The organism is Nocardiopsis sp. M1B1 (assembly GCF_052466615.1).
Genome location: NZ_CP196194.1, coordinates 1,470,294 through 1,497,289, shown reverse-complemented (window position 1 = coordinate 1,497,289; position 26,996 = coordinate 1,470,294). Strand labels below are relative to the sequence as shown.

The window sequence follows — 26,996 nt, the reverse complement described above, 5'->3', positions numbered from 1 at the left end:
CCCGTCATGGGCCCCACACTCGCCAGAAACCCGTCGGACAATTCCGGCGAAGACGTACGGTTCCGTGGCCCGGCGCGCGCGGACCCACGTCCGCCGCACCGCCGCGTCGCCTCCCAACAGGGCGAACACCTTTCATACCGGCCCCACAAGCGGACGCGGTCGTCCACAGGCCCTACCGCTTCCCGACATGCCCGGATAAGCTGCGCTGGTCGGGACGCTGTCCGGGCGTGTTCGCGTGCTCACCACGTGCGACGCGCTCCGGTCCTTCCCCTCCCGCGCTCCCCTCCTCCCGGGAGCACCCCCTCCCCTGATGGAAAAGGCATGGGACTGCGACGGATCCTCCCCCACACCGCCCCTCCGTCCCGGCGGCGCGCGCCGGGCGGAGGCGACGACGGACAGGCCAACGTCCTGCTCCTGTTCGGGCTCACCCTGGCCCTGCTCTCGCTCACCCTGCTGTTCGTACGGGTGGGCGCCGCCAACGACCAGCGCTCGCAGACCCAGACCGCGGCCGACGCCGCCGCGCTGGCCGCGGTGGGCGCCCTCCAGGATCGGGCCGCGCAGGACATCGTGGACGGCGCCTACCCCATGCCCTGGTTCGACGAGGAGGCCGCCGAGGCGCGCGCCGAGGAGTACGCGCGGAGCAACGGGGCGGTCCTCACCGACATCCGCGCCAGTGACAACGTCATGGGACGCAGCGGGAACATCGTGCGGGTGGAGGTGCGCGGCGCCGTGTGCCAGCGCGAACTGGAGGAGGACGGGTCCCGGCACTGGAACGACGTGGTCTGCGACGGCAGCGAGGAGGAGACCAACACCGTCGTCGGCAACGCCTCGGCCATCGCCATCGTCCGCATCCCCCACCAGTGCGGGCGCGACGGGGGCGAACTGGTCTGCGACGGCGGCACCGTCGACGACCTCGCGTCCGCCAAACGGCTGATCGACGTGCACCTGGTCGACCAGGAGGGCCGCTACAGCTTCAACCCCGACTTCGTCGGAGGGGGCGGGCCCGTCGTGGACTGCGCCGCGCTGGGATCACTGCACCCCGTCATGTGCGCGGTGCACCAGCGCCTCCAGCAGGAGTTCCCGGGCTTCTACCTCTCCGCGGGCGGCCGGCGCACCGAACCGGGCAGCGACCACCACACCGGCGAGGCGGTGGACTACATGATGGCGGAGCTGGGCGGGGTCCCCACCCCGCAGATGCACGCCACCGCCGTCACGGTGATCGACTGGGTGATCCAGAACTCCCACCAGCTCGGGGTCAAGGGCATCATCTACGAGCAGCGCATCTGGAACGCGACCGCCGGGAACCCGGTGGGCCCCTGGACGAGCGTGAGCCGCCCCATGGGCGACAGGGGCAGCAACACCCAGAACCACATCGACCACATCCACCTGGCGGCGGGCGACGGCCCCATGCAGTGACCGCGCCCGGCACGGGGGCCCGGGGGGTTGTCCACAGGCGGCGGAAGGGCCTTGCCGGGGCTGCGCGAGCCCTCGAACCTGGAGGGTATGACAGTCCGTGAGCACACCCTTCCCGACCGTTCCCTCCTCCTGCGCACGCTCGCGCCGATCGTCGGCCCGATCTCCCCCGACGCGGTGGTCTGCGACGTGACCGCCTCCTACGTGTGGGGCGTGGACCTGCACCCGGCGGGCACCCGCGCCACACGCACCCGCCCGCACGTCGCGGTCCCCCGGGGCGTACGCACCAGCGGCATGCCGGTGGTCGCCCACCGGGAGCACGTGCCCGCCGCGGACCGCGACGTGGTGGAGGGCGTGCGCGTCACCACGGCGGTGCGCGCGGCCGTCGACGTCGCCGCCCGCGCGCCCTCGGTCTTCGTGGCCACGGCCCGCCTCGACGCCTTCCTCTCCCGGGGACTGGTCGCCAAGGGGGACCTGGTCCGCACCGCCCAGCGGGCCCGCTCCCAGCGGCAGCTGAGGCAGCTGCGCACCGCTCTGCGCTACTCCTCCGCGCTGAGCCAGTCGCCCGCCGAGTCGTGGACGCGTGTGCTGGTCCTGGAGGCGCTCCTGCCTCCCCCCGTCCCGCAGTGCCCGGTCCCCACCGACGAGGGCGTGTTCCACGCCGACCTCGGCTGGCCCGACCAACGGGTGGCGCTGGAGTACGACAGCGTGGGGTTCCACTCCTCGACGGTGGCCAGGGCGAGCGACCGGGTCCGGTACGCGGCGATGCGGGCGCAGGGCTGGGAGGTGGTCTCGGCGAGCGTGTACGACCTCCAACTGCGGCCGGGACGGCTGCTGCGCCGCATCCTGCGTTCGCTCGCCCGCCAGGGCTGGTCGTGCCCTCCCGAGCACCTGGAGCTCATCCGCGGCCGTGTGCGCGCCTACGAGAGGGAGCCGCCCCAGCTCTTCGCCCCCCGGCGGCCCTAGGTGTACTGACCGCAGAGGTCGGTAACACCCGCCCCGCCTGACACACACAAAGAGGGCCTGCGGACCCGCGCCCCCGTCCGAAGGGCGGCCGAGCGCCGGGGCCGCCGTGCCGGGCTCACCCGGCCCGGTTCCCGGGCCGCGCGGGGCGCACAGCCCAGAACACGTACGGCCCGGAACGGACACGACCCAGCGCACGCACGTCCCGAATCGGGCACGGCACGGAGCGGGCACCAGCCCGGAGCACCCTCGAAACGGGCCCGGGCCGGAGGCGGGCACGACGCGACAGGACAGCGACAGGAGGTGGACGCGTGGACCGGGGCAACACGCTGCTGGAGTACGCCGCACTGCTGCTGGTCGTGCTGTCCCTGGTCGTCGTGGCCGCCGCGCACGGGGCGCTGGAACGGCTCCCCGCGGAGCTACGGGGAGCCGTGCACCGTGCGCTGGGCGACGCGCCCTCCCGCCCCTCGGACGAGGCCGGTGACGGCACGGCCACAACCGGCCACGAACCCGCGCCGGACGGGGACTGGAGACTGGATCCCGCCGCCGCCGCGGAGGCGGTCCTGCGCTGCGCGCGGGCCGGAGCCCTCCCCGACCCGGTGGCCCGGACGGACTGCGCGCTGTCCCTCCTGGGTCTGCTGGACGCGCGGGTGCTGGAGGCCACCGTCCTGCGGTTGGAGGGCCGGGATCTGCACGAACTCTTCCGCAGTCCGACCTTCGCCGCCTCCGCCGCGGCCCGGACCGCGGTCCGGCTGCTGTGGGAGCACGCCGCCCAGGAGACCCTGCGACGGCTGTCGCGGACCCGCACCTTCGGCTTCCTCGCACCGTTCCTGGAGTCACCTCACAGCGACTGGGTGCTCACTTTCGTGGATGTCGGAAGCGATCACATGCGTGGGACCATCGAACGGAACACTGCGTCACCGCGTCGTAGCACCCGTCACACTCCGGTGCCGGGCGAGAACGATCAGCAAACCCCCCGCGTCCCGTGTCCCCCGGCGGTCGCGCGAAGATCCGCAGAAACGAGGCCCAGGCCGTGTCGATTCCGTCGATGCCGCACCCCTCCGACCCCGACGAGCAGCCCTCCTCGGGAGGGCGGCCCAACTGGTTCGTCTCCCTCCTCATGGTGCTGGTCTGCCTGGCCGTGGTCGCCAGCGGATGGGCTGTGGCCCGGCTCGTCGTGGGCGGCCCCCTGCCCCCGCTGGACGTCGCGGAGGGCCCGGAGTCCCGTCCGCCGCGGAGCGGGTCCGCCCGTACCGCGGCCGACCCCGAGGACGCCGAGGCCTACCTGGAGGCCGCCGTCGAACTCGTGGAGGACTCCTCGGCCTTCCACCTCACCTTCACCGTGCACGACGGGGTGACCGACCCGCGGGACGCGCCGGACCCCGGCGCCGGATCGGCCGACGCCCTCCCCGAACCGCCCGCTCCCCGCCCCACGGCCGCCGCCGACCCGATCGCCTCGGGCCGCGGGCAGGCCATGTACGACGCCGGGGCCGAACCGGAGTTCGACCACTACTTCTCCAGCACGGACGGGTTGAGCGTGTACCGCTACGACGTGGGCGGCGGCCAGCTCATGATGACCGCCGACCGGGGCCTGGAACTGCTGGACCCGCCCAGCCCAGCCGACCGGTACCTGTGCTCACGCGCGTACGGGTCGGCCAAGCTGCGCGAGGTGCTCGCCACCTCCACCGACCTCGCGCTGGAGGGGCGGGAGGAGGTGAGCCTGGAGTGGCCGGAGCTGCACAGCACGCACAGCGCCTACCACTACACGGGCACGTTCACGGCGATGCTGGGCGGCTACGACCCCGAGAGCGGACGCAACACCCTCACCGCCGTCAGGGACGCCGAGTTCGAGCTGTGGATCGACGAACAGGGGTACCCCCGCAGGCTGGACTACCGCACCGGGAGCGGTGTCGGGGAGAGCTACGAGTACCACTCGTTCAGCTGACCCCGGCCTCCGCCGAGACCACGTCGGGGACGCGGGCGGTGTCGTCCATCTCGTAGGCGTAGGGCGGATCGGCGACCTCGCCGAGCAGGTCGGGCTGCGCGGAGTCCACGAGCAGGTTGTCGCGGGTGACCACGTTGCCGGGCTCCTCCTCCGGGGTGGCCACCGAGAGCCGGGTGCCCTCGAAGTAGTTGCCCTCCACCAGGACGTTGGAGTCGTCTGCCGACTCCACCCCGTACTCCTCGTTGGCCCGGAAGTAGTTGTTGAACACGTGCACGTGCTCGGCGAACCGCGCCCTGGGGTGGCGTCCCGCCGTCCCGTCGAAGTAGTTGTGGTGCACGGTGACCCGCAGCGCGCCCGGTTCCTCCTCCCCGCCGCCGACGGCGAGCGCCGACTCGGCGTCGGCGAAGTGGTTCCAGGACAGGGTGACGTGGTCGGCGCCGCCGGTCACCGAGACGAGGGGGTCGTCCCCGCCGCCGGAGAAGGTGGAGCCGTCCACCCACACGTGGTGGGCTCCGCCGCGCACGGACACCGCGGTCCCGTCGGCCTCCACCCGCAGGTTGGACAGGATGACGTTGCTGGCCCCGTCGACCACCAAGCGCCCGCCGGTGAGCTCGGCGCCGCCCTCGACGCCCACGAGGGTCTTGTCCGAGCCGACCTCCACCGTCCCGTCCAGGTCGATCGATCCGGTGACCTCGACGGTGAGCGGCTCCTCGGCCGCCAGGTGGTCGGCCAGCTCCCCGGCGTCGGAGGCCGTGACGGTCTCCCCCTCGGCCCCGCCGACCGCGCCCGGGTGCTCCTCGCCGTCGCGCTCCAGCGGCTCGCCCGCCCAGCCGACCGGCCCGCCCCGCTCCCCCTCCGGCGTCTGCGACGGAGTCTCGTCCGGGGTCTGTTCCGCCGGGGACCCGGACTCGTCGGCCTCCGCGTCCGGTTCGGCGGCGGCACCGGTCTGCGGCTGCGTCGAGGTCTCCTCCGCTTCCGGGGAACACGAGGTGAGGGCAGCGCACAGCAGCGCCGCCGCCGCCGCGGCCGCGGCGGCGATCGGGTGAGGTCTCATCAGGGGCTTTCCAACGCAGCGGGACAGGGGGTGTGGGGGCTGGGGCGCTGCCAGGAGGAGACGTGGACCCGTGGCGGTACAGCACGGCCACGGGGGAGCTCGGGCCTCCCGGCGGACGGCCCCGGTGTTCCCGGTCGTCCGCCCGCCCGGGCAGACGGGCGGGGCGGGCCGGAAACGATGCCTAGACCTTGCCACAGCCGGGTCCGCGGCCCCAACCCCAGCCCCCGCCCCGGAGCAGCGCACGCGCCGTGTGTGGGGGATGACACACCGCACGGGGAACGGCGAAGGGCGCCGGTCCCCGTGCGGAGACCGGCGCCCTGGCACGTCCGCTCAGACGGCGGACGGTGACGTCACGGGACTACTCAGCAGCCCAGCCGATGTCCTCGTAGACGTAGTCGGAGGCCAGGCCGAACTCTCCCCAGTTGTGCAGGTCCTCGTTCATGACGTAGAGACCGGGACGCTCGAAGAAGGGGATGGTCGCGACCTCCTCCCACAGGAGGCGGTCGATCTCGTTGGCGAGTTCGGCGTAGCGGTCCGGGTTGGTCTCGGCACGCATCTCGTCGAACTTCTGGTCGATCTCCTCGGTCGAGGTACGGGTGAGGTTGTTGCCCCATTCCCCGTCCTCGTCCGGCATGCCGTAGTTCTCCTGGGCGTCACCCGCGTAGGGGTTGGAACCGGCGAGGACGTACGTGGCGACCTCGTAGTTGCCGGGGATGACGTACTCGGAGAACAGAGCGTTGTTCGGCACCTGCTGGACCTTGACCTCGATGCCGATCTCAGCGAGCATGTCGCGGCCGATCTCGGCCTCGTCCTGGGCGATGGCCATGTCGTCCGAGGCCACCCAGTCCAGGGACAGCGTCTCGCCCTCGGCGTTCGTGCGGAACTCGGCGCCCTCCTCCAGGGTCCACCCCGCCTCGTCGAGCAGCTCCCCCGCACGCTCGGGGTCGTACTCCCCGTACCCCTCGCTGTTGTCCTGGTAGCCGTGCTGGCTGGACCGGAGCAGGCGGTTGGTCTCACCGGTGATCGGCCAGTCGACCGCGCCCAAGGCGATCTCCGCGAGAGCGCTGGTGTCCAGGCCCAAGGAGATCGCGTGGCGGACGCGAACGTCCTCCAGGTTCGGGCTTGCGCCGTTGAGCGAGGCGAACCGGTAGGCGTGGTTGACGGCCCGCGTGAAGTAGGTGCCTTCGCGGTCTCTGAGCAGCTCGTAGCCGGCCGCGTCGTAACCGAGGTAGAAGCCGTCGATCTCACCGTTGTTGAAAGCACCCGCCATGGCGTCGGTACCCATGGCGTCGAAGACGATCTCGTCCAGCAGCGGCTCAGTGCCCCACCAGTCCTCGTTCCTCGTGATCGTGATGCGCTCGGTGACGTCGTCGAACTCCACGTTCCCGAAGGGCCCCGCGGTGACGGGGTAGTCCTTGACGTAGCCCTCCTTGAAGAGCTCCTCGTCCTCCATGTACTCCTTGGGGTACAGCGGGGAGAACAGGGACGGCCACTCGGCGAAGGGCTCGTCGAACCTCAGGGTGAAGGAGTACTCGTCGTCTCCGGGGACGAACTCGGTGACCTGGTCGTACCCGTCGGTGCCACCGAGCTGCCAGTCACCCTCGCGCGAACCGCTGACGGTCTTGACCTGGGCCTCGTAGTCCTCGGAGGTGACGGGTTCACCGTCGGACCACACCGCATCGGGATTGAGCTCGTAGAAGACTTCGAGACCGTCATCGCTGACCCCGAAATCGAGAACGAAGTCCTCGTTGGGAGAGGGTGTTCCCTCGGTGTCGTACCGGGTCGGGTTGGGCAGCACCGCGGCGGCCACGCGGCGCACGTTGGCCATGTTTCCTTGGGTGTGCCACATGTTGTGCTGCTGGTCATAGGCGCTGATGGCCCACACGAAGCTGCCGCCCTCCCGCAGGTCCTCGCGGGGCGCGGAGTTCAGGTCCTCGGCAGCGAGGGAGGCCACCTGCTCCTGGGCGTCTTCCTGATCGTCTCCGCCTCCGCCGCAGGCGCTGGCCACGAGGACCAGTGCCACGGCCGGGGCGAGGTAGCGCACCTTCCCGATTCGCATGGGGATTTCCTCTCTGGGGTGATGCAGCCAGCGCGCGGGACGGCGCTGGCCGTGACGAGCCGGTCGTCGGGGGTCGGACGACCTCCTAGCGCTCCGCGAAGTGGCAGGCTGACGCCTGGTCACCGTCGTTCACGGCGAGAACCTGGGGCTCGACGGTCCTGCACTGCTCCCGGTCGGCCTCGGGGAGCAGGGCGAACTTCTGGCACCTGGTCCGGAACCGGCATCCCGAGGGCGGGTTGGCGGGGCTGGGCAGGTCGCCGTCCAGGACGATGTGCGTGCGCGCGCGCTCCTTCTCCGGATCGGGGATCGGGATGGCGGACAGCAGCGCCTGGGTGTAGGGGTGGGAGGGCCGGGAGTAGACCGAGCGGGTGTCGCCGATCTCCACGATCCGGCCCAGGTACATGACCGCGACGCGGTCGGCGATGTGCCGGACCACGGACAGGTCGTGGGCCACGAACAGGTAGGACAGGCCCAGACGGGCCTGGAGCTCCTGGAGGAGGTTGACCACGCCCGCCTGGATGGACACGTCCAGGGCCGAGACCGGCTCGTCCAGCACCAACAACCTGGGCTCCAGCGCCAGGGCCCGGGCGATGCCGATGCGCTGGCGCTGGCCGCCGGAGAACTCGGCGGGGAAGCGGGTGACGTGCTCGGTGTTCAGGCCCACCAGGTCGATCAACTCGTACACCCGGCGGGTGACCTCGTCCACGCTCCTGCCGTGGGTGCGCAGGGGCTCGGCGATGATGTCGAACACCGTCATGCGCGGGTCGAGCGAGCTCATCGGGTCCTGGAAGACGATCTGCATGTCGCGGCGCAGCGCGAACCGGTCGGCCCGGCCCAGGGTGGCGACGTCGCGGCCCATGACGGAGATGGAGCCGCGCTGCGGCTTGGCCAGGTCCATGATCTCCATGAGGGTGGAGGACTTGCCGCAGCCGGACTCGCCGACCAGGGCGAGGGTCTCCCCCTCGCGGATGTCGAAGTCGATGCCGTCGACCGCGTAGACCGAGCCCACCCGGCGCTTGAACACCGCGCCCTTGGTGAGCGGGTGGTGCTTGACCAGGTCCCGGACCCGCAGCATCTCGGCCCGGTCCGCGCGGTCCGCCGCGGCGGCCGGGGAGTCGGGGATCTCCGGCACCGGGTAGATGTCCTGGGCGGTCCAGCCCCGGCTGGTGATCTCCCCGGAGCGCACGCACGCCACCCGCTGGGCGTCGGCGTCGGCCTCCGCGGCGTCGGGCAGCACCGCGGCCCCGCCCGCACGGATCTCCCCGCCCGGGGGCTGGGCGCCGATCGTGAGGAGTTCGGGCTCGGCCGCGTCGCACTCGGGCCGGGCCAGGGGGCAGCGGGGCGCGAAGGGGCATCCGGGCGGCAGGTCCGACAGCGACGGCGGGGTGCCCTTGATGGGGACGAGAGCGCCCTGGTTCTCCAGGTCCATGCGGGGGACGGCGCCGAGCAGGCCCATGGTGTAGGGCATCCTGCTGCGGTAGTAGATGTCGTCGACGCGGCCGGTCTCCACCGGGCGGCCCGCGTACATCACCAGGACCCGGTCGACGAACCCGGCGACGACGCCGAGGTCGTGGGTGATCATCACGATGGCCGCGCCGGTCTCCTCGCGGGCAGTGCGCAGCAGGTCGAGGATCTGTGCCTGGATGGTGACGTCCAGGGCCGTGGTGGGCTCGTCGCAGATGATGACGTCGGGGTTGTTGGCCATGGCCATGGCGATCATGACGCGCTGGCGCATGCCGCCGGAGAACTCGTGCGGGAAGGAGCGGTAGCGCTGTTCGGCGTTGGGGATGCCGACCAGTTCGAGCAGCTCCAGCGCGCGGGCGCGGGCTCTGGCCTTGGGAGTGGAGGGGTCGTGGATCAGGACGGCCTCGGCGAGCTGGTCGCCGACCGTGTACACGGGGGTGAGCCCGGACAGCGGGTCCTGGAAGACCATGGAGATGACCTTGCCGCGCTTGCGGGCCATGGCGCGGTCGTCCAGGCCCAGGATCTCCTCGCCGTGCAGGCGCACGGAGCCGGTGATCCGTGCGTGTTCGGGCAGCAGCCCCATGGCGGCCATCGAGGAGACGGACTTGCCGGAGCCGGACTCGCCCACGATGCCCAGCACCTCGCCGCGGCGGACGGAGTAGCTGACCCCGCGCACGGCGCGCACGTCGGGGTTGCCGTTGAGCCCGCCGAAGGTGACGGTGAGGTCGGTGACCTCCAGGACCGGGGTGACGCCGAGGGGCGCTCCGCTGTCGGCCCCGGTGGTCGCGACGGTGTCAGTGCTCATGGTGTTGTGCCCCCTAGGACCGGCGAGACTTGGACTGCGGGTCGAGGGCGTCGCGCAGCCCGTCCCCGATCATGTTGACGGCGAGCACCATCAGCACCAGCAGGACCGTGGGGAACGCGAACATCCACGGGGCGGTGGTGGCGAACGACGACCCTTCGGCGATGACCATGCCGAGGCTGATGTCGGGCGACTGCACACCCAGCCCGAAGTAGCTCAGGGCGGTCTCGCCGATGATGGCGGTGCTGACCATGATCGTGGCGTCCGCGATGAGCAGGGACGACATGTTGGGCAGGATGTGGCGCAGGATGATCCTGTGTGAAGGCACCCCCATGAACCGGGCCGCGTGGATGTACTCGCGTTCGCGCAGGGAGATGCTCAGGCCGCGGACCATCTTGGAGGTGACCATCCAGCTGAACGCCGCCAGCAGGATGACCAGGACGAACCAGCCGCCCTGGCCGACGAAGTGCGTGGACAGGATGGCCAGGATGACGAAGTTGGGCAGGACCAGGGCCAGGTCGGCGATCCACATCAGGGCGCGGTCGGTCACACCGCCGAAGTAACCGGCGAACGCGCCGACGAGAGCGGCCACACCCGTGGAGGCCGCTGCGACCAGCAGCCCGATGAGCAGTGACTTCTGCAGGCCGGCGGTGGCCTGGGTGAAAACGTCCTGGCCGGTCCGGTTGGTGCCCATCCAGTGTTCGCCTGAGGGGGCTTCCAGCAGAGCGGCGTAGTCGCGCTCACCCACTTCCCAACCGCTGACGAGCGGGCCGACGAAGGCGAGGAGAGCCAGCAGCACGAGCATGACGACACCGACGATGACCCGCCGGGTGCCCATGAGCTGGCGTATGACGTCCTTGAGCCGGTTGGGCGCCGGAGGCACGGTCGGCGCCTTGCCTGGGCTCGTGCTCTTCTCGATGGTGCTCATGACGTGCTCTCCAGCCGAACTGGCGCGGTGCTGCGCGGTGGAACGTTACGGGCGGTGGCGGGGGACGCGGTCAAACCCGCACTCTCGGGTCCAGCCAGGCGTAGAGGATGTCCGAGAGGAAGGACGCCGCCATGATCGTGATCGCCATGAACCAGGAGACGGCTGCGACCACGTGGACGTCCTGGCGGAAGATGGAGTCGATCAGCCACGCGCCCATGCCGTGCCAGCCGTAGATCTTCTCGGTGAACGTGGCCCCCGACACGAGGGCGCCGAACGTGAAGGTGAAGTAGGTGATGGTGGGGATCAGCGCGGTGCGCAGGGCGTGTTTGAACAGGGCCTTTCGGCGCGTGAGCCCCTTGGCCATGGCAGTGCGGACGAAGTCGGCGTTGAGCACGTCCAGCATCATGTTGCGCTGGTAGCGCGCGAACGAGGCGAAGAGCGCGACGGCCAGCACGATCGTGGGCAGGATCGCGTGGTGGACGCGGTTGAGCAGCAGCTCCCACCACGTTCCGTCGAAGCCCGCCGCGTACTCGCCGGAGTAACGCAACAGCTGGAAGCCGAGGCCGTCGTTGATCGTGACGGCGAGCACCTGGACGACGATCGCGATGACCACCGTGGGCACCGACAGCACGAAGAAGGAGGCCGCCGTGGCCGCCTTGTCGAAGCGCCGGTACTGGCGCACGGCGGCGTAGGCGCCCACCGCGATGCCGATCACGCTGCCGAGGATGGTGGCGACCGTGATCAGGCGCAGGGTCACGCCCGCCTTCATCCACATCTGGTCGGTGACGTCGCCGCCCTGGATGGTCTTGCCGAAGTCGCCCTGGACCACCCCGCCGAGCCAGGTGACGTACCGCTCGGCGAGCGGCGCCTGGTCGTTGAGGTTGAGCGCGTCCAGTTGGGCGTTGACCGCCTCCGGCGTCGGCGGCGGCTGCATCTGCTCGAAGTAGCCGCGCGGATAGAGGTTCGTCGCGGCGAGCAGGTAGGCGAAACTCGTCGCGAGAAAGATCAGCACGACGTAGTTCAGCAGCCGCCTGGCCAGGAACTTGCCCAAAACTATCTCCGAACCTCACGGCCGAGCCCGGCACTCGTCCTGTTGTGCGCGGTCGTCACCGGGGGCGCCCGTGGCCGGGGGTCCGAAGAGCGAGGAGAACGATGCCATCGGTGGATGGCATCGTTAAGCCTCCGCGATCCCGCGACCACCGGCGGGGGTCGCTCCCGGTGACTGCCGAAACACGCTTGCGCCCAGTTCACGATCCGTGACCGGAATGTCAAGAGTCTGGGGTGAGCTAGACACTCGACGGTAAACACTGCATCAAGAAAAGACAACAGTGCCCAATTGAGCACCCGATTGCAGTCGATTTGTCAAGTTTCACACGTTCTGCAATGAAATAACTCTGTACAGTAACCGACAACTGGCATGAACTGGGAAAACACACTCCACACCCCCTGTGGGCACGCCTCCGGCGACCCCGAATTCGGACATACGACCACAAAAATGCCGCTCAACGGTGATCTAACGCAGCATGGTCGGAACCTCCCTCCCCCGGGCCAGGTGCCACCACAGGACGGTTTCACGAAAGGCGCGGAAGTGCTCGGAGAACACCCGTGGTCCGCACGGAAGGGTCTCCTCCGCCCGCCCCGGAGGTGTTAAGCCCGGCTCACGGCCGCCGTTGAGCCGCCCTTGGGCCCCCGCGCGCCACGCGTGCGGCCGGAGCGCTCCGGCGCGGCCGTGCCGGTCGCGGCCAGGGGCACGAGCCGTGGCACCAGGGGCGCGGGGGAACCCGACCGCGCGATCCCCCACCAGGTGCCCAGGGAACGCGCCGCGTCGCCCGCCATCCCCAGGGCCGTCCAGGTCACCGGACCGGCCAGGGCGGCGCCCCTGCCCCGGTGCCAGGACGCCAGGTGCGGCACGACCAGGGCCGCTCCCGCGGCCAGGGCTGCGCGGCCCGCGCGCCCTGCGGCGCCGCCTCGCCGCGGCGACCGGCCCCGGCCCGCGAGCGGGTCCGGGGCGGTCGGACCGGGCACGCCCGGGACCCCGCGACCGCGCCGTCCGAGCACCGCGGCGCCCACCACAGCCGCGGCCAGCGGCCACCAGGCCGTACGGACCGCGCGCGTGCCCGTGCGCACGGTGTGCGCGAGGTCCAGCCCGGCCAGCCGCACCGCCTCGGGCAGCGGGGTGCCCGCCCCGGCCACGAGGGCGCCCGTCACCGCCGCGCCGCCCAGCGCACCGGCGGCCAGGGCTGCGGCGGGACGTCCCGCGAACAGCAGGGCGAGCCCGGCCGCGCCCGGCCAGGACAGCGCGGGTCCGGCCGCGCGTGCGCCGCGGCGGCGGGCCAGGGGACCGGCGACCGCCCCGGAGGTGAAGCAGGCGCGCAGGTACGCGCCCAGGTCGGTGGTCGGCGGCGCCCACACCCTGGAGCGGGGCTCGTACCGCACCGTCCAGCCCTGTTCGGCGAGCCGCCACAGCAGGTCGAGCCCGGCGGCGGCGCCGAGGCCGGGGTCGAGGTCGGCGGCGCGGCGGCGCAGCACCAGGACGGGGACCGGCCGCAGCGGGTCGGTGTGCCCGTTGGCCGGTCCCGGGCGCTCCTGCCAGGGCAGGGCGTGCCCCCAGGGCAGGACGGGGGCGGGGTCGGCGCCCCGGTCCGCGCCCGTCCCGCGGGCGGCGATGGAGGCCACGGTCATCCGCGTGTGGCCCAGGCAGGCGGAGCGGTCGGCCAGGACCCGGGGTACCACGGCCGCCACGTCCGGGTCGGCGAAGTGGCCGAGCGCGGTCTCCAGCCACCCGGGGCCGGGGCGGGTGCCCGCCTCGACCAGGGCCACGAACTCGGCGGAGCACGCGCGCAGCGCCGCCGCCCGGGCCCCGGCTCCCCCGGCCGGACCGGGGACGACGAGGGCGCCCCGGCCGCGGACCGCACGGGCTTCGGGCCCGGTCGCCCCGACGACCACGGTCCGCGTCCCGTGGCGGTGCTCGTCGAGGTGGTCCAGGGTGGCGTGCAGCGCGGCGGAGCCGGCCCGTCCGACGACGGCCACCTCGACCGTGTCCCCCGGCGCGAGGGGCAGGGGACGGGGGTGGGCGAGGCCCGCCCCGATGAGGTCGCGGGCGAACAGGCCCTCCTCCGCGTCCCGCGGCACCGCCCGGCTCAGCCAGCGGATCAGCGCGCTGACCCGCTCCGGGGTGAGGCGCACCGCCCGCGGCGGGCTACCGCCGACGAGGACGTGCCCCTCGTCGGCCAGGCGCGCCGCGCGGTCGATCTCGATGCCGAGACCGGGGGGCAGGGGCGCGCGGGAGGGCATGTCCACACCCTGACCGGTCGAACACAAGCGCGCAAGACCATGGGAGGCACAAAATTTCGCAGAGCTTGACCTAATCGTTATCCATGCTCACAGGCCCCACCAGTTCCGAAACACGGCCCATATCCGCGCCCGGCCACCCCCGCGATCCGGCCGATCAGCCCCTTTTTCCAGCTCAGCCGGGGTTATCCTGACCAAGCCAGGTCAGCTGGGTTTCCGGGGAGGCACGGAGCGTATGCTAAGCGCGAATACGCCCTTCAGTGTCGTAGGGCACATCCGCCACCCGACATGACCCACCACCCCGGCCCGCTCCCAGGACCCACCACCGCCTCGGAGGAAGTCTCGCGGCTTCCCTCCTCCCTCCTGTCGCCGCCCTTGCGCGTGACGCGTGGCACACCGACGCACCCCTCCCTGTCCCAGGGGGCCCGGGCCCGTGCGGCCACCCCGCGCCGTGACCCGTTGCACGGGCACGGACGCCTTCGAGGGCCCGGCACTTCCGTTGCCATGCCCGCCGCGAACACACGTCCTCGGGGAGTGAACCCAATGTGTGACACCGCAGCACCCCACAGTCCCCCCGTCGTGCTCCACACACACGACCCCACCTGCGGGTCCGCCTCCTCGCAGCCGGACGCACTCCAGGTCCCGGTGTCTTCGTCCCGTCCCTTTCAACGTCCGGCGAGTTCCATGGAAGAGCGCACCCCGTACAGCACAGAGACCGCCTCCAGACCGGCGCGGCGGCGCTTCCCCGGCCTGCCGAGCCAGATCGCCTACGCGAGGAGGTTCGTCGCCCGGCAGCTGGTCGCCTCGCCGGAGCTGACCACGGCGACGCTGCTCACCAGCGAGCTGGCCACCAACGCCATCACGCACAGCGCCTCGGGCCGGGCCACCGGCAAGTTCGAGGTCTGTGTCCACCTGGCGCCCGGGTGGGCCCGGGTGGAGGTGCGGGACCTGGGCAACGTGGCCGAGGCGCCCGAGCCCCAGCACCGGGACCCCTACGACACCACCGAGCACGGTCGGGGCCTGGATCTGGTCGAGGCGCTCTCCAGCAAGTGGGGCGCCGAGCCCCGCGGTGACGGGATGGGTCGCAAGGTCTGGTTCGAGCTCGTGTGGGACCGCGGATGCGACACCTCGGCGGAGGACGCAGACGAGGCCGTCCTCTCCGACTGACCCGGTACGCGGGTCGCCGCCCGCCCCGTGGGCGGGCCCACTCCCCCGGACACGGAGCGAAGCGGAGCGGAGCCCCGGAGCACGGACCGCTCGGGGCCGCGCCGGTACGCCGCCGCGTCCGGGAGAGCGCGCCTACTCCTCGGCGCCGGCCCTCGGGGGCGCCGCCGCACCGCCGTCCTGGCCGGGCGCGGGCAGTCGGTAGCGCTCGTAGAGTTCGCGCGCGTAGTCCTTGGCCTCCTGCGACGGTTCCTCGCCCAGCTCGTCGCGGACCAGGTCGTCGAGGCTCTTGTTCGTTTCGTCCATGGGACGCAGCCTGCCTGGAGTGCGCGGATAGCACAAATCGCCGCTCCGGTGACGCAGCGCCAAGGGCCCGAACGCCCCAACTGCGGGGGTTTGCGGGGTGATCCCAAAATCCCCGGGCATCGAGTGTCGGACTTCGGCTCCGCGAGACGCTACAGGGAGTCGTCACGGGCGCGGTCCACCGCGCACGAGAAGGGTCGCCCCCGCCCGAGAGCAGCCCTCGCTCCCGGCCCCGCCCGGTCGGCGCGTCGTACGGCTGGTCTGGTTCCGGACCAGACCGCGCAGCGGTGGGTGCCCGGAGGAGATGGTGCGGGCGGGGAAACCCTCATGCCCCCGTCCCAGCCGCTCGACTCCGCCACACCTCGGCTTCCTCTGCCTCGCCCCGGTCCTGGAGCAGGGCGCCGAGGTTGTACACGGCGTCGGTGTCGCCGTCCTCGGCGATGGCTTTGCGGTACCACTGCTCGGCCTCGCTGGTCTCGCCCCGCTCCTCCAACAGAACCCCGAGGTTGTTCATGGCACCGCTGTGGCCCCTCTCGGCGGCGCGGCGCAGGAGGACCTCCTCGTCGTCCTCGGGGATGGCGGCTGGCGGTTCAGGCGGAGAAGGCGTGGTGCGTCCGGTGAGGAGCATGTCCAGGACCTGACGTGCGCTGGGGCGCTGGGCCGGGTCCTTGGCCGTGCACGCCAGCACGATATCCAGCAGCGGGCCGGACAGGTCCCCGGTCCGGGGCGGATGGTTCAGGACACGGTTGATCCGCGCGGCCTGGGTGGGGCCGGGGAAGGCCTCGGCGCCGGTCGCGGCTTGAACGATGACCGCACCCCAGGCGAACAGGTCCGCGGCCGGTCCCAACGCGGTGCCCTCGATCTGCTCCGGAGCCATGTAGCCCAGGGTCCCGATCCGGGTGGCCGAGGAGGTGTCGGCGTCCAGGGCGCGGGCGATGCCGAAGTCGATCACCCGCGGACCGTCTGGGCCCAGCAGGATGTTCGCGGGTTTGAGGTCGCGGTGCACCACCCCCGCGGCGTGGATCGCACTGAGCGCGGTGATGGTCTGCACGGCCAGGCGCAGCAGGTCACCTCCGGTGCGGGGGCCGTGTTCACGGACCGCCTGGGCCAGAGTGGGGCCCTGGATGAACTCGGTGGCGATCCAGGGCCGCTCCGCGTCGGCGTCGGCGTCCAAGACCTCAGCGAGACAGAATCCCTGGACTCTGCGGGCGTTGACCAACTCCAGGGAGAAGTACCGGCGCACCTGCGGGTCTCGGGCCAACTGGGGATGGAGCAGCTTGACCGCCGCACGCCGTCCCGCGAGGTCTTCACCCAGGTACACCGAACCGAAGCCGCCCGAGCCGAGTTCCCGCACCAACCGGAACCCGCCCACTTCCTGGCCCACACCCACCGAGTCTCCCTCCTGTCGTACCTGTTCTGAGCGACCGACCTGACGACGGCCGGGTCCGCCTACGCCCCGGCCGGGGACGTGCCCCCGGTCGCGGGATCCGCCGACGACCGCCGGGCCGGGCGAGGTGGCCGAAAGCGTCCGGGCTCACGGAGGCGCGGACGCGCTTCCCCGAAGCCACGGCGATCCGCGAAGCAGCGGCTGGAGGGTGGGCGACCGTCACTCACCGCCGTCCCCGCCTTCGCCGCCCTCGCCGCCCTCGCCGCCCGAGCTGGTCGTTGCGCTGTCCCAGAAGAACGAGAGCATGAACCCGACACCGCCCGCGCCCATCACGTAGGGGGTGAGCCAGTAGGCCGCTTCGAAGGGCATGAGCAGGGACAGGGCGGGGAACATGCCGACGAAGAGAACGAACCCGAACTTGCCCAGGCGGTTCTGGAAGCCGCCGCCGACAGCTTCCCCGACGTCAGCGTCACCGCTGACGGGAGCGCTGTCGTCACCCGCTGCCTGTGCCGACCGCCGGCTGACGAGCACGGCCACCGCCGCAGTCACCACTGCCAGGAGGATGAGCGGGGGCAGGGCGGACAGGTCACCGTCCAACATCCTCGCTACAAGGGGTTGTCCGATGCCGCCCACAAGGCCGAGGGCAAGCAGGGTGAGGCAGCCTTTCATCGAACCTCCGGAGCAGGGGACCTCACGGTACGACGACGGCTGGGGGTTGCGGTGCCGAATGGCCACATTAGGTCACGAAATTATAACGACCACTCTGCGCGGCACACCGTTGCACGGAGATGCCGCGTGCCCGCACCGCGCGTCAGAGTCGTCCCGGCGCCCTGGGTCCCCCCTCCGGCGGTGAGCACTCGCGGCGCGGCCAAGGCCCTGCTCACAGCAACAGCAGGCATCAGCGGGAGAGGGGGAACGTCGCGACCTGCTCAGCTCGGCACCGGGAAGACGCTCCCGGCGGCCGCTGCCTCAAGCGTCATCCCGGCGGGGGCCAGCGTTGGGAGGGGAGCGTCGAGCAGGACGGGCGTGGTGCCACCGCCGATGACGCACCCGATGACGAGTAGCGGGACGAGGCGCTGTTCGTACCCCCCGGACCCGCGTCCGCGCGGCGGGCACCGCCCCGGACCCGCGGCCCGGGGAGGGTGCCCCCGCTTGTCCGGAGGAGGGCCCCCGCGGCCCCCTCCGGAAGGTCTCAGGAGCGGCCGGGCGCGTGCCCGCCGACCTCCTCGCGCAGCTGTTCCAGCACCCCCGACAGCAACCGCGACACGTGCATCTGCGAGTAGCCCAACCGGTCCGCGATCTCGGACTGGGTGTGGTCCCCGAAGAACCGCAACCGCAGGATCTCCCGCTCGCGCGCGGGCAGCCGCGCCAGCGCGGGCTTGAGCGACTCGCGCTCCACCACCCGGTCCAGCGCCGCGTCCTCACAGCCCAGGTGGTCTTCCAGGCGCGTGCCCTCCTGCCCCTCGGAATCGGAGGAGTCGGGCGCGTCCAGCGACAGCGACCGGTAGGACTCCGAGACCTGCGCCAGCTCGCTGACCTCGGCCTCGGGGAGCTTCATCTCGTGGGCCAGCTCCGCGATCGTGGGCGTGCGCGCGTGCTCCTGCTGGAACTCGCTCGTGACCCGGCGCAGCTTCACCCGGTTCTCCTGGTGGCGGCGCGGCACCCGCACCGCCCAGGTGTGGTCACGGAAGTGCCGCTTGATCTCCCCCGTCACCGTGGGCAGCAGGTAGGAGATGAAGGGCTTGCCGCGGTCCGGATCGTAGCCGCGCACGGCCTTGGCCAATCCCACCATCGCGGTCTGCTTCAGGTCCTCCAGCGGCTCGCCGCGCCCCCCGTAGCGGCGCGCGATCTTGTTGATCAGGGGCTGGTAGAGGACCATGACCCGCTCGCGCAGTCCGTTGGCCCGCGGGTCCCCCTCCCCCAGCCCTCCGAGTACGGACAGCAGCTCCTCCGCCGTGGCGTCCTCGCCGGGCATCGGCCTGCGGGGCCTGGGGATGACGGTCGTGTGGTCTGCGGCGGCTCGGGACTTCTGCGCGCTGTTCTCGGACAAGAGAGGACCCCCCGGTGCTCTGTCCTTCTGTGCTTGTGTCGCCTGTCAGCACCTGCGGCTCGGCCCTCGCTCCTGACGCGCTGTCGGGAGCTCCGGTCGGGCGGGGGACGATCGCCGTGCGGGGAGTACGTTCCCTCAGAAACGCCTTCAAAAGCGACGGGGCGAAAAAAGTTGTCGCGCGACAAATATCTTTCGATCCCCGTGCGATCACTCTGCGCACACGAAGGCGAGCGCTGCACTCCGCACTTCCAGCCCCGCAGGCCCACGGGGCACGGCGACCGCACCCTTCCCGCCCGGCGGGCCGGGCGCGGATACCAGCCCACTACCGCCAAGTCGTTCCATAAAACACTTTTGCCGAATTTTTCCTTACCGAACTCACGTTCGCATCGTCGCGGCCGGTCGACGCCCCGCAGACGCGAAGCCGACCGCCAGGACAACGGCGAGGGGCGCCCCGCGCAGTGCGCGGGGCGCCCCGAACCGGGAACGGCCTGGGATCAGCCGACCGGCTCCTTGGTGCGCTCGGTCCCGGCGGCCGCGGCCTTGCGCTCCCTGCGCAGCTCGCGGCGAGCCTGCCTGCGGGCCGCGCCGCGCTGCCTGCCCCACTCCACCAGCTGGTAGAGGACGGGGACCAGGATCAGCGTGAGCACGGTGGAGGACAGCAGACCGCCGATCACCACGATCGCCAGCGGCGCGGAGATGAACGCCCCGCCGCCGGTGATGCCCAGGGCCATCGGGGTCAGCGCCGCGACGGTCGCGAGCGCCGTCATGAGGATGGGACGCAGACGGTGCCGGGCACCCTCCACGATCGCCTCCCTGAGCGGCATCCCGTTGTTCTGGTTCTGGTTGATCAGGTCCATCAGGACGATGGCGTTGGTGATCACCACGCCGATGAGCATCAGCATGCCGACCATGCCCGCCACACCCAGCGGGGTGCCGGTGACCAGCAGCAGCCCCAGCGAACCGGTGATCGCGAACGGCACCGAGATCAGCAGCATCAGCGGCTGGAGCAGGCTCTTGAAGGTCGCCACCATGATCAGGTAGCAGATGACGATCGCGGCGACCATCGCCAGCATCAGCTGCGCGAAGCCCTCGCTCTGGTCCTGGCTGACGCCGCCCAGGGTCGCGGTGGCGCCCTCGGGCAGGTCCATGGTGTCCAGGGCCTGCGTGATCTCGGCGCTCACCGCGCCCAGGTCGGAACCGGTGGCGCTCGCCGACACGGTGGCGCTGGTGATGCCGTCGATCCGGGTGAGCTCCGGCGGCTGCCGCACCTCGGTCACCTCGGCGACGTCGGACAGCGGGACCGCCTGACCGGTCGGCCCCGTGACGGGCAGGTCCTCCAGCTCGGCCACGGTCCGGGGCGCCTCGTCGACGCGGACCACCATGTCGCGGCGCGTGTCGTCGAGGGTGACGGTTCCGACGTTCTGCCCGTTGAAGGCGGCGGTGACCTGCTGGCCGATCATGGCCTCGGTCATGCCCCGCTCGGCGGCCTCCTCGCCGTCGACGCGGACCTCCAGCGCGGGCTGGGACTCGGAGATGCTGTTGGCGACGTCGTCGGCGCCGTCGATGCCGCGCAGCTCCTCCTCGACCATCCCGGCCGCCTCGGCAAGGGTGTCCTGGTCGTCGGCGCTGACCCGCACCTCGATGCTTGAACCGCCCATGGCGACCATGGCGCTCAGGCGCGGCTCGTACTCGGTGTCCAGGTCCTCCAGGGCCGTGCGCAGCACCTCGCGGTTGCGGGCCTGGTCGGTGTCGGGGTCCGCGGTGATGCTGTAGTCCACCTGGGCCGCACCGCCGCCGCCCATCATGGCGGCCATACCGCCGCCGCCGACGTTGGTCTGGTAGGACTCCACCCAGGCGTAGCCGGCGAGGAGGTCCTCGACCTTGGCCGCCTCCTCGTCGGCGACCTCCAGGGACGTGCCCGGGGGCAGCTCCTGGACGACCTGGTAGGTGTTCTCCTCGGACTGGCCCATCCAGTCGGTCTCGATGCCGTTGGCCATGACGACCGTGCCACCGAAGATGAGGACGCTGGCGAGGAGCGTGGTGATCGTGGCGGTCCTGCGCTTGGTGGTGATCCAGCGGATGACCGGCAGGTAGGCGCGCTGGAGCGGGCTGCGCATCTCCCGCTCGTACTCCTCGCGCTCGATCTCCTCCTGGGTGGCGTCCCCGATGTCCCTGGGGCTCATGAACCAGTAGCACAGCACCGGGATGAGCGTGATGGAGACGATCAGGGAGGCGGCCAGGGCCAGGCTGGCGGTGACCGCGAACGGAAGGAAGATCTCGCCGACCTGGCCGCCGACGAAGGCCAGCGGCAGGAACACGGCGATGGTCGCGAGCGTGGAGGAGACCACGGCGGCGGCGACCTCGCGCACGCCCTGCTTGACCGCGGCCATCCGCTCCTTGCCGTAGTCCAGGTGCCTGCGGATGTTCTCCAGGACCACGATGGAGTCGTCCACCACGCGTCCGATGGAGATGGTGATGGCGGCGAGGGTGAGCATGTTCAGCGAGAAGTCGAACGCCTGCATGCCCAGGAACCCGATCAGCACCGAGACCGGGATCGACACCGCGATCACCAGGGTGGAGCGGATCGAGAACAGGAAGACCAGGATGACGATCACGGCGGCCAGCAGGCCCATGCCGCCCTCTTCGAGCATCGCGACGATGGACTCGTTGATGTAGGGGGCCTGGTCGAAGACCACGCTGATGTCGATGTCCTCGCCCAGGACGTCGGCCTGCTCGTTCAGGACCGTCTGGACTCCCTCGGAGACCTCGACGGTGTTGCCGTCGGGGGTCTTCATGACCATGACGCCGATGCTCGGGTCGCCGTTGACGCGCGCCAGGCTGGCGGCCTCGTCCTGGACGAGTTCGACGTCGGCGACCTCGGAGAGCCGGACCGGCTCGGCCGGGGCGGCCGGGGGCGCGCCGGGCGCCGCGGCGGACATGTCCGCGCCCGCGGCGGCGGGCTGGAGCCAGACCTCCTCGACCTGCTCGATCGAGGTGAACTGGTCACCGGTGGTCACGCTCAGGCTGCGGCCGTCGGACTCGACGTCCCCGCCCGGCTGGAGCAGACCGCTGGACTGCAGGGCGTCCACGAGGCTCTGCGGGGACAGGCCGTTCTCGGCGAGTTCGTCCTCGTCCGGCGTGACGACCACGTCGGACTCCACCGCGCCGGTGAGCGTCGCCGAGCGCACGCCCTCGACGGACTCCAGCTCGGGGATGAGGTGGGTCTCCAGCGGGTCGACCATGGCCTGGTCGTCGCCGTCCGCGGCGCCCGCCGCGAGCATCACGACCGGCATCATGTCCGTGCTGAAGGACATGACGCTGGTGTCGACGCCATCGGGGAGCATGCCCGCGACCTGGTCGACGGCGATCTGGGTCTGGCGGACGAGGTCGTCCTGGTCCTGGCCGTAGTCGAACTCGACCGTGACCTGGGAGGAGCCGGTGCTGGAGGTCGAGGTGACCGTGGTGACGCCCGGGACGCTCTGGACGGCCTGTTCCAGCGGCTCGGTGACCTGGCTCTCCACCACCTGGGGGGCGGCCCCCTGGTAGGTGCCGGAGACCATCACCATCGGCAGGGACATGTCGGGGAAGAGCTCGCGTTTGGCCGACGCCGCTGCGAGGACTCCGAAGAAGAGGACTGCCAGGGTGATGAGCAGGACCAGTGCCCGGTTGCCGAGCGACATGACCGCGGCGCGGTTCATACCTGGGTCCCTTCCACGCTGGTGGCAGCGGTCCCCGTCCGGGGGAGACCCGCGGCGCGGGCCCTTGCGGCCGATCTGGACATGAGAGGTTCTCGCTCCTAGTTCACTGCGGACACGGGGCGGGCCGTGATGTGTGGGTCGTCGAGCGCGTGTACGCGCCGGGGCAGCACACGGTCGTCCGCCGGTTCTGGGACCGGGATCGAAGGTGTGGTGACAGGGGTGCCGGTGTCCGGCTGCCGGGTGCGGGGCGGCCGTGTCGGCCGCCTCTCCCGGGCCTCGTGCACCTGCCGGGCGCACTACTCACCATACGTCGCGTTATATCGGGACTTGGGGCTCACCCCGCGCGATTCAGGGAAGTCTCAGGGACGCATCAGCCTTCTGGCAGGGTCGGTTTCTGACCAAAGTAGGTGTCCTCATCCGTAAGTCGGAGCCGGATGGGATGAAATGCGGCTTCCTGCCCCCGCGCGAAGGGTGCTCCCTGTAACGGACATCACGGTGGCAACTTCCGGCCAACCGGAAAACGGCCCCGGACACGCGGAACACGGGGACACCGGGGGTGACGGGACGGGCGCGGCGGGGAGCCGGGCGCCCGGACCCGTGGCGGCGGCGGGGAGCCGTGGGCCCCGGACGGCCGCCGCCGGACGCCCCCGCGGCGGCGGCGCTCAGGCGGACCGGGGCTCGCCGGGGGCCTCGTGCGGCTGCGCGGTCCCCCACACCACGCGCAGGAGGTCCTCCAGTGCGTGGGCCAGGGAGTCGTCCACGAGCGCGTAGCTGACCTGGCGCCCGCGCGCGGAGGTGCTCACGAGGCCGCAGTCGCGCAGGCAGGCGAGGTGGTTGGAGACGTTCTGGCGGGTGAGCCCCAGTTGGTCGGCGAGTTGGGCGGGGTAGTGGGGACCGTCGAGGAGCGCCAGCAGGAGGCGGCAGCGGGTGGGGTCGGACAGGGCGCGGCCGAGCCGGTGGATGGCGGACAGGCGCTGCTCGGAGGTCAACATGAAAACCATTGTACATGGCTTGCTGTATAGACAGCGCAGGCTGTATAAACAGTGGAGGCTGAACCATGGGCGCCGCGGACGGCGGCCCCGGGAGAGGACGTCGGAACGGGAGGGCTGATGGGCCTGGGACACGACCACGGGCACGGGCACGGCGTCACCGCCGGGGCCGCCAACAGCAGACGGCTGGCGGTGGTCCTGGGGATGATGCTCGCCGTCGCCGTGGTCCAGGTGGTCGGCGCCGCGTTCAGCGACAGCCTGGCCCTGCTCGCCGACGCCGGGCACACCGTCACCGACTCCTTCGGGGTGGCCCTGGCCCTGGTGGCCGTGTGGATCGCCGCCCGGCCCGCCACCAGCAGGCGCACCTTCGGCTACCAGCGCGCGGAGATCCTCGCCGCCGCCGTCAACGCGCTGGTGCTGTTCGTCCTGTGCGGGTTCATCGTGGTGGAGGCGGTCGAACGGCTCCGCGCGCCCGCCGACGTGTCCGGGCCGGGCATGATCGCCGTGGCCGCCTTCGGCCTGGTCATGAACATCGGCGCGCTGCTCGTCCTGCGCTCGGGCGCCCGCGCGAGCCTCAACGTCAAGGGCGCCTACCTGGAGGTCCTGAGCGACGCCCTGGCCTCGGTCGGGGTGATCGCGGGCGGCGTCGTCGTCTGGCTGACCGGGTGGGACCGGGTGGACACCCTCGTCTCACTGGGCATCGCGGCGATCATCGTGCCCCGCGCGTGGTCCCTCCTGCGCGAGGCCGTGCACATCCTCCTGGAGGCCACACCGCAGGGCATGGACCTGAGCGAGGTCCGCGACCACCTGCTCGGCCACCCCGCCGTCCTGGACGTCCACGACCTGCACGCCTGGACCATCACCTCCGGGGTGCCCGTGATGTCGGCGCACGTGGTGGTCGCCGAGGAGCACCTGCGCGACAGCGGCCGCATGCTGGACGAACTCCACGAGTGCCTGACCGGTCACTTCGACGTCGAGCACTCCACACTGCAACTGGAGCCGCCCGGCCACGCCGACCACGAGGGCGCCCGCCACGCCTGACCTGGGGCGGCGCGCACCCGGCCGGCCCGGCCGCGTCGGGGCGCCGCCGCGGGCCCGTCCCCGGGGCCGCGTCCCCGCTGGTGGAGACCACCGCGGGCGCCACCGGCACACCCCCCGCGCGGTTACGATGCAGGACGGGCCGTCGGCGTGCCACGATCGCAACCCTCCGGCACACTTCCCCGCGCCCAGGAACGTCTAAGGAGACACCGTGGCACCCTTCCCGACCCGCGGTCAGCGATGAGCGAGAACCGGCTGAGAGCGGGACTGCGCTCCCTGCGCAGACTGCGCGGCTCACTCCTGCCGCTCAGGGCGGCGAGGCTGTCGTACAAACTGCGCCGGGAACTGAGCACCACCCGCGAGGCCAGCACGTGGCGCCAGCCCGCGCGCGTGTTCCTCATGGCCTACGTGGTCGTGGACCTGATGGGCACGGCGCTGCTGATGACCCCGCTGACCACGCCCGACCACCGGGGGCTGGGGTTCGTCGAGGCCTTCTTCACCGCGACCTCGGCGCTCTCGGTGTGCGGGCTGAGCGTGGTCAGCATCGGCAACGACCTCAACGCATTCGGCCAGGGGGTGGTCCTGGCGCTCATGCAGGTGGGCGGCATGGGCATCATGACCCTGGCCTCCCTGCTGGGCACCGCGATGATCCGCCGGTTCGGACTGCGCATGCAGCTGACCGTGCAGACCGAGACCCGGAGCATGTGGGTGGGAGACGTGCGCGGCCTGGTCAGCCGGGTGGCCCTGATCTTCCTCATCTGCCAGGGCCTGACGTTCCTGCTGATCACGCCGAGGTTGTGGCTGGGCTACGACATGACGCTCGGGGAGGCCGCCTACTCGGGCTTCTTCCACTCGATCTCGGCCTTCAACAACGCCGGGCTCTCCCTGTACGGGGACAGCATGATGCGGTTCTCCGGCGACGCGTTCATCCTGGTGCCGATCGCCCTGGCGGTGATCCTCGGCGGCATCGGCTTCCCCGTCCTGCTGGAGCTGCGGCGCGAACTGCGCACCCCGCGCCTGTGGAGTCTGCACACCAAGCTCACCGTCACCACCACCTCGATCCTCTTCGTGGGCGGGGCCCTGCTGGTCACCCTGATGGAGTGGAACAACCCCCAGACCCTCGGGCAGATGCACTGGTGGTCCCGGCTGGTCGACGGCTTCTTCCACGGCGTGATGCCGCGCAGCGGCGGCCTCAACTCCGTGGACACCGGGGAGATGGAAGACGCCACGCTGCTGGTGACGATCATGCTGATGTTCGTCGGCAACGGCAGCGCCGGAACGGCCGGGGGCATCAAGGTGGCCACCCTGGCGGTGGTCTTCCTGGTGGTGACGGCCGAGGTCCGCGGCAACGACAAGGTGCACGTCTACGGACGCCAACTGTCGCCCGAGGCCATCCGGCAGTCGCTGAGCCTGGTGTTCCTGTCCGCGACGGTCGTGGCCTTCACCACCGTCGTGCTGGTGCGCACCACCCCGTTCGACCTGCTCCCGGTGATGTTCGAGGTGGTCTCGGCCGTCGGCGTGGTCGGCCTGTCCACGGGCATCACCGCGGAACTGGCGCCGTGGGCCCAGTTCCTGCTGGCCCTGCTGATGGTGGCGGGCCGGATCGGCCCCATCACCTTCGTGACGGCGTTGGCCTTCCGCGACCACCGCCGGCGCTACGATCTCGCCGAGGCGCGGCCGATCATCGGCTGAGAGCACTCCGAGGGAAGGAAGGGACACCGTGCAGCAGCACAGGAGACTCACCGACAAGCGGGTCCTGGTCATCGGCCTGGGCCGGTTCGGCAGTTCGCTCGGCCTGGAGCTGGTCAGCCGGGGGTGGGAGGTCCTGGGCGTGGACTCCAGCCCGCGGCTGGTGCAGTCCTTCGCCGACGCGCTCACGCACACGGTGATCGCCGACGCCACCGACGAGGAGGCGCTGCGCCAAGTGGGCGCGGGCCAGTTCCACAGCGCGGTGGTGGCCATCGGCACCCACCTGGAGGAGAGCATCCTGGCCACCTCCCTGCTGGTGGACATGGGAGTGTCCAACATCTGGGCGAAGGCGACGAGCCGTCGCCACGGCCGCATCCTGGAACAGGTCGGCGCCACCCACGTGGTGCTGCCCGAGCACGACATGGGTGAGCGGGTGGCGCACCTGCTGTCGGGCAGGATGCTCGACTACGTGGAGCTGGAGGAGGGCTTCTCGCTGGGCAAGACCAAGGCGCCCAAGGAGCTCATCGGCAAGACGCTGCGCGAGACGCGGGTGCGCCAGCACTACGGGATCACGGTGGTGTCGGTGAAGCGGATGGGTGAGGAGTTCACCTATGCCACCCAGGAGACGGTGCTGAACAAGGGCGACGTGATCGTGGTCGCGGGGCGCACCGACGACGTGGAGCGCTTCTCCGAGTCCACCTGAGCCGGACCCGCACGGCGGCGGGCGGCCGCGGCCGTCGGGGCGCGGTGGAGACCGGC

At 71.4% G+C, this 26,996-nt stretch carries 19 protein-coding genes; 7 read left to right on the top strand and 12 right to left on the bottom strand.

Features of this window, described 5'->3' with window-relative positions; all coding sequences use genetic code 11:
• The first annotated feature begins 321 nt into the window (after nucleotides 1-321).
• The 3 genes from ACSTA4_RS06640 to ACSTA4_RS06630 all read left to right on the top strand — a co-directional run bounded on the left by ACSTA4_RS06640 (nucleotide 322) and on the right by ACSTA4_RS06630 (nucleotide 4,321).
• Nucleotides 322-1,416: a pilus assembly protein TadG-related protein gene (locus ACSTA4_RS06640; RefSeq protein WP_444962795.1), complete on the top strand. Its 1,095-nt coding sequence runs from the start codon at nucleotides 322-324 to the stop codon at nucleotides 1,414-1,416.
• Between the two features lie 87 nt (nucleotides 1,417-1,503).
• A complete protein-coding gene (locus tag ACSTA4_RS06635) occupies nucleotides 1,504-2,379 on the top strand; it encodes a hypothetical protein (RefSeq protein WP_444962794.1) in 876 nt (291 codons plus the stop codon).
• A gap of 1,045 nt (nucleotides 2,380-3,424) precedes the next feature.
• Nucleotides 3,425-4,321, top strand: a complete 897-nt coding sequence (locus ACSTA4_RS06630) for a hypothetical protein (protein WP_444962793.1) — start codon at nucleotides 3,425-3,427, stop codon at nucleotides 4,319-4,321.
• Here the strand turns inward: ACSTA4_RS06630 and ACSTA4_RS06625 are convergent.
• From ACSTA4_RS06625 to ACSTA4_RS06600, 6 genes are all read right to left on the bottom strand, one after another.
• Nucleotides 4,314-5,375 carry a pectate lyase family protein gene (locus ACSTA4_RS06625; RefSeq protein ID WP_444962792.1) on the bottom strand — a complete coding sequence of 354 codons (1,062 nt, stop codon included), beginning with the start codon at nucleotides 5,373-5,375 and terminating at the stop codon, nucleotides 4,314-4,316. The two genes, ACSTA4_RS06630 and ACSTA4_RS06625, sit on opposite strands and share 8 nt — an antisense overlap.
• 358 nt (nucleotides 5,376-5,733) lie before the next feature.
• Entirely contained in the window at nucleotides 5,734-7,434 is a 1,701-nt protein-coding gene (locus ACSTA4_RS06620; protein ID WP_444962791.1) for an ABC transporter family substrate-binding protein, read from the bottom strand.
• A gap of 85 nt (nucleotides 7,435-7,519) precedes the next feature.
• A complete protein-coding gene (locus tag ACSTA4_RS06615) occupies nucleotides 7,520-9,703 on the bottom strand; it encodes a dipeptide ABC transporter ATP-binding protein (protein WP_444962790.1) in 2,184 nt (727 codons plus the stop codon).
• Nucleotides 9,704-9,716: 13 nt separating this feature from the next.
• Nucleotides 9,717-10,628 carry an ABC transporter permease gene (locus ACSTA4_RS06610; RefSeq protein WP_248773885.1) on the bottom strand — a complete coding sequence of 304 codons (912 nt, stop codon included), beginning with the start codon at nucleotides 10,626-10,628 and terminating at the stop codon, nucleotides 9,717-9,719.
• Between the two features lie 70 nt (nucleotides 10,629-10,698).
• Complete coding sequence (locus tag ACSTA4_RS06605) at nucleotides 10,699-11,679, bottom strand: ABC transporter permease (protein WP_274976593.1); 981 nt, start codon at nucleotides 11,677-11,679, stop codon at nucleotides 10,699-10,701.
• 596 nt (nucleotides 11,680-12,275) lie between these two features.
• Complete coding sequence (locus ACSTA4_RS06600) at nucleotides 12,276-13,922, bottom strand: family 2 glycosyl transferase (RefSeq protein ID WP_444962789.1); 1,647 nt, start codon at nucleotides 13,920-13,922, stop codon at nucleotides 12,276-12,278.
• 681 nt (nucleotides 13,923-14,603) lie between these two features.
• Between ACSTA4_RS06600 and ACSTA4_RS06595 the strand changes: the two genes are divergently transcribed.
• A complete protein-coding gene (locus ACSTA4_RS06595) occupies nucleotides 14,604-15,086 on the top strand; it encodes an ATP-binding protein (RefSeq protein ID WP_444962788.1) in 483 nt (160 codons plus the stop codon).
• Between the two features lie 132 nt (nucleotides 15,087-15,218).
• Here ACSTA4_RS06595 and ACSTA4_RS06590 read toward each other — a convergent pair whose 3' ends face one another.
• The 6 genes from ACSTA4_RS06590 to cmtR form a co-directional block, all read right to left on the bottom strand.
• Nucleotides 15,219-15,389, bottom strand: coding sequence for a hypothetical protein (locus tag ACSTA4_RS06590; RefSeq protein WP_013151584.1), 171 nt, complete (start codon nucleotides 15,387-15,389; stop codon nucleotides 15,219-15,221).
• Nucleotides 15,390-15,711: 322 nt separating this feature from the next.
• A complete protein-coding gene (locus tag ACSTA4_RS06585) occupies nucleotides 15,712-16,770 on the bottom strand; it encodes a serine/threonine-protein kinase (RefSeq protein ID WP_444962787.1) in 1,059 nt (352 codons plus the stop codon).
• A gap of 222 nt (nucleotides 16,771-16,992) precedes the next feature.
• On the bottom strand, nucleotides 16,993-17,373 hold the full coding sequence (locus ACSTA4_RS06580) for a hypothetical protein (protein ID WP_444962786.1): 381 nt from the start codon (nucleotides 17,371-17,373) through the stop codon (nucleotides 16,993-16,995).
• 592 nt (nucleotides 17,374-17,965) lie between these two features.
• Nucleotides 17,966-18,823 (bottom strand): SigB/SigF/SigG family RNA polymerase sigma factor, encoded by an 858-nt coding sequence (locus ACSTA4_RS06575; RefSeq protein ID WP_444962785.1) that lies wholly within the window; start codon nucleotides 18,821-18,823, stop codon nucleotides 17,966-17,968.
• A 494-nt stretch (nucleotides 18,824-19,317) separates the two neighbouring features.
• Nucleotides 19,318-22,521: an efflux RND transporter permease subunit gene (locus ACSTA4_RS06570; protein WP_444962784.1), complete on the bottom strand. Its 3,204-nt coding sequence runs from the start codon at nucleotides 22,519-22,521 to the stop codon at nucleotides 19,318-19,320.
• 662 nt (nucleotides 22,522-23,183) lie between these two features.
• Nucleotides 23,184-23,513: a Cd(II)/Pb(II)-sensing metalloregulatory transcriptional regulator CmtR gene (gene cmtR / locus ACSTA4_RS06565; RefSeq protein WP_248773878.1), complete on the bottom strand. Its 330-nt coding sequence runs from the start codon at nucleotides 23,511-23,513 to the stop codon at nucleotides 23,184-23,186.
• A gap of 117 nt (nucleotides 23,514-23,630) precedes the next feature.
• Between cmtR and ACSTA4_RS06560 the strand changes: the two genes are divergently transcribed.
• The 3 genes from ACSTA4_RS06560 (at nucleotide 23,631) to ACSTA4_RS06550 (ending at nucleotide 26,940) form a co-directional block, all read left to right on the top strand.
• A complete protein-coding gene (locus tag ACSTA4_RS06560; protein ID WP_444962783.1) occupies nucleotides 23,631-24,551 on the top strand; it encodes a cation diffusion facilitator family transporter in 921 nt (306 codons plus the stop codon).
• A 237-nt stretch (nucleotides 24,552-24,788) separates the two neighbouring features.
• On the top strand, nucleotides 24,789-26,240 hold the full coding sequence (locus tag ACSTA4_RS06555) for a TrkH family potassium uptake protein (protein WP_444962782.1): 1,452 nt from the start codon (nucleotides 24,789-24,791) through the stop codon (nucleotides 26,238-26,240).
• Nucleotides 26,241-26,268: 28 nt separating this feature from the next.
• Entirely contained in the window at nucleotides 26,269-26,940 is a 672-nt protein-coding gene (locus ACSTA4_RS06550) for a potassium channel family protein (protein ID WP_013151577.1), read from the top strand.
• The last annotated feature ends 56 nt before the right edge of the window (nucleotides 26,941-26,996 follow it).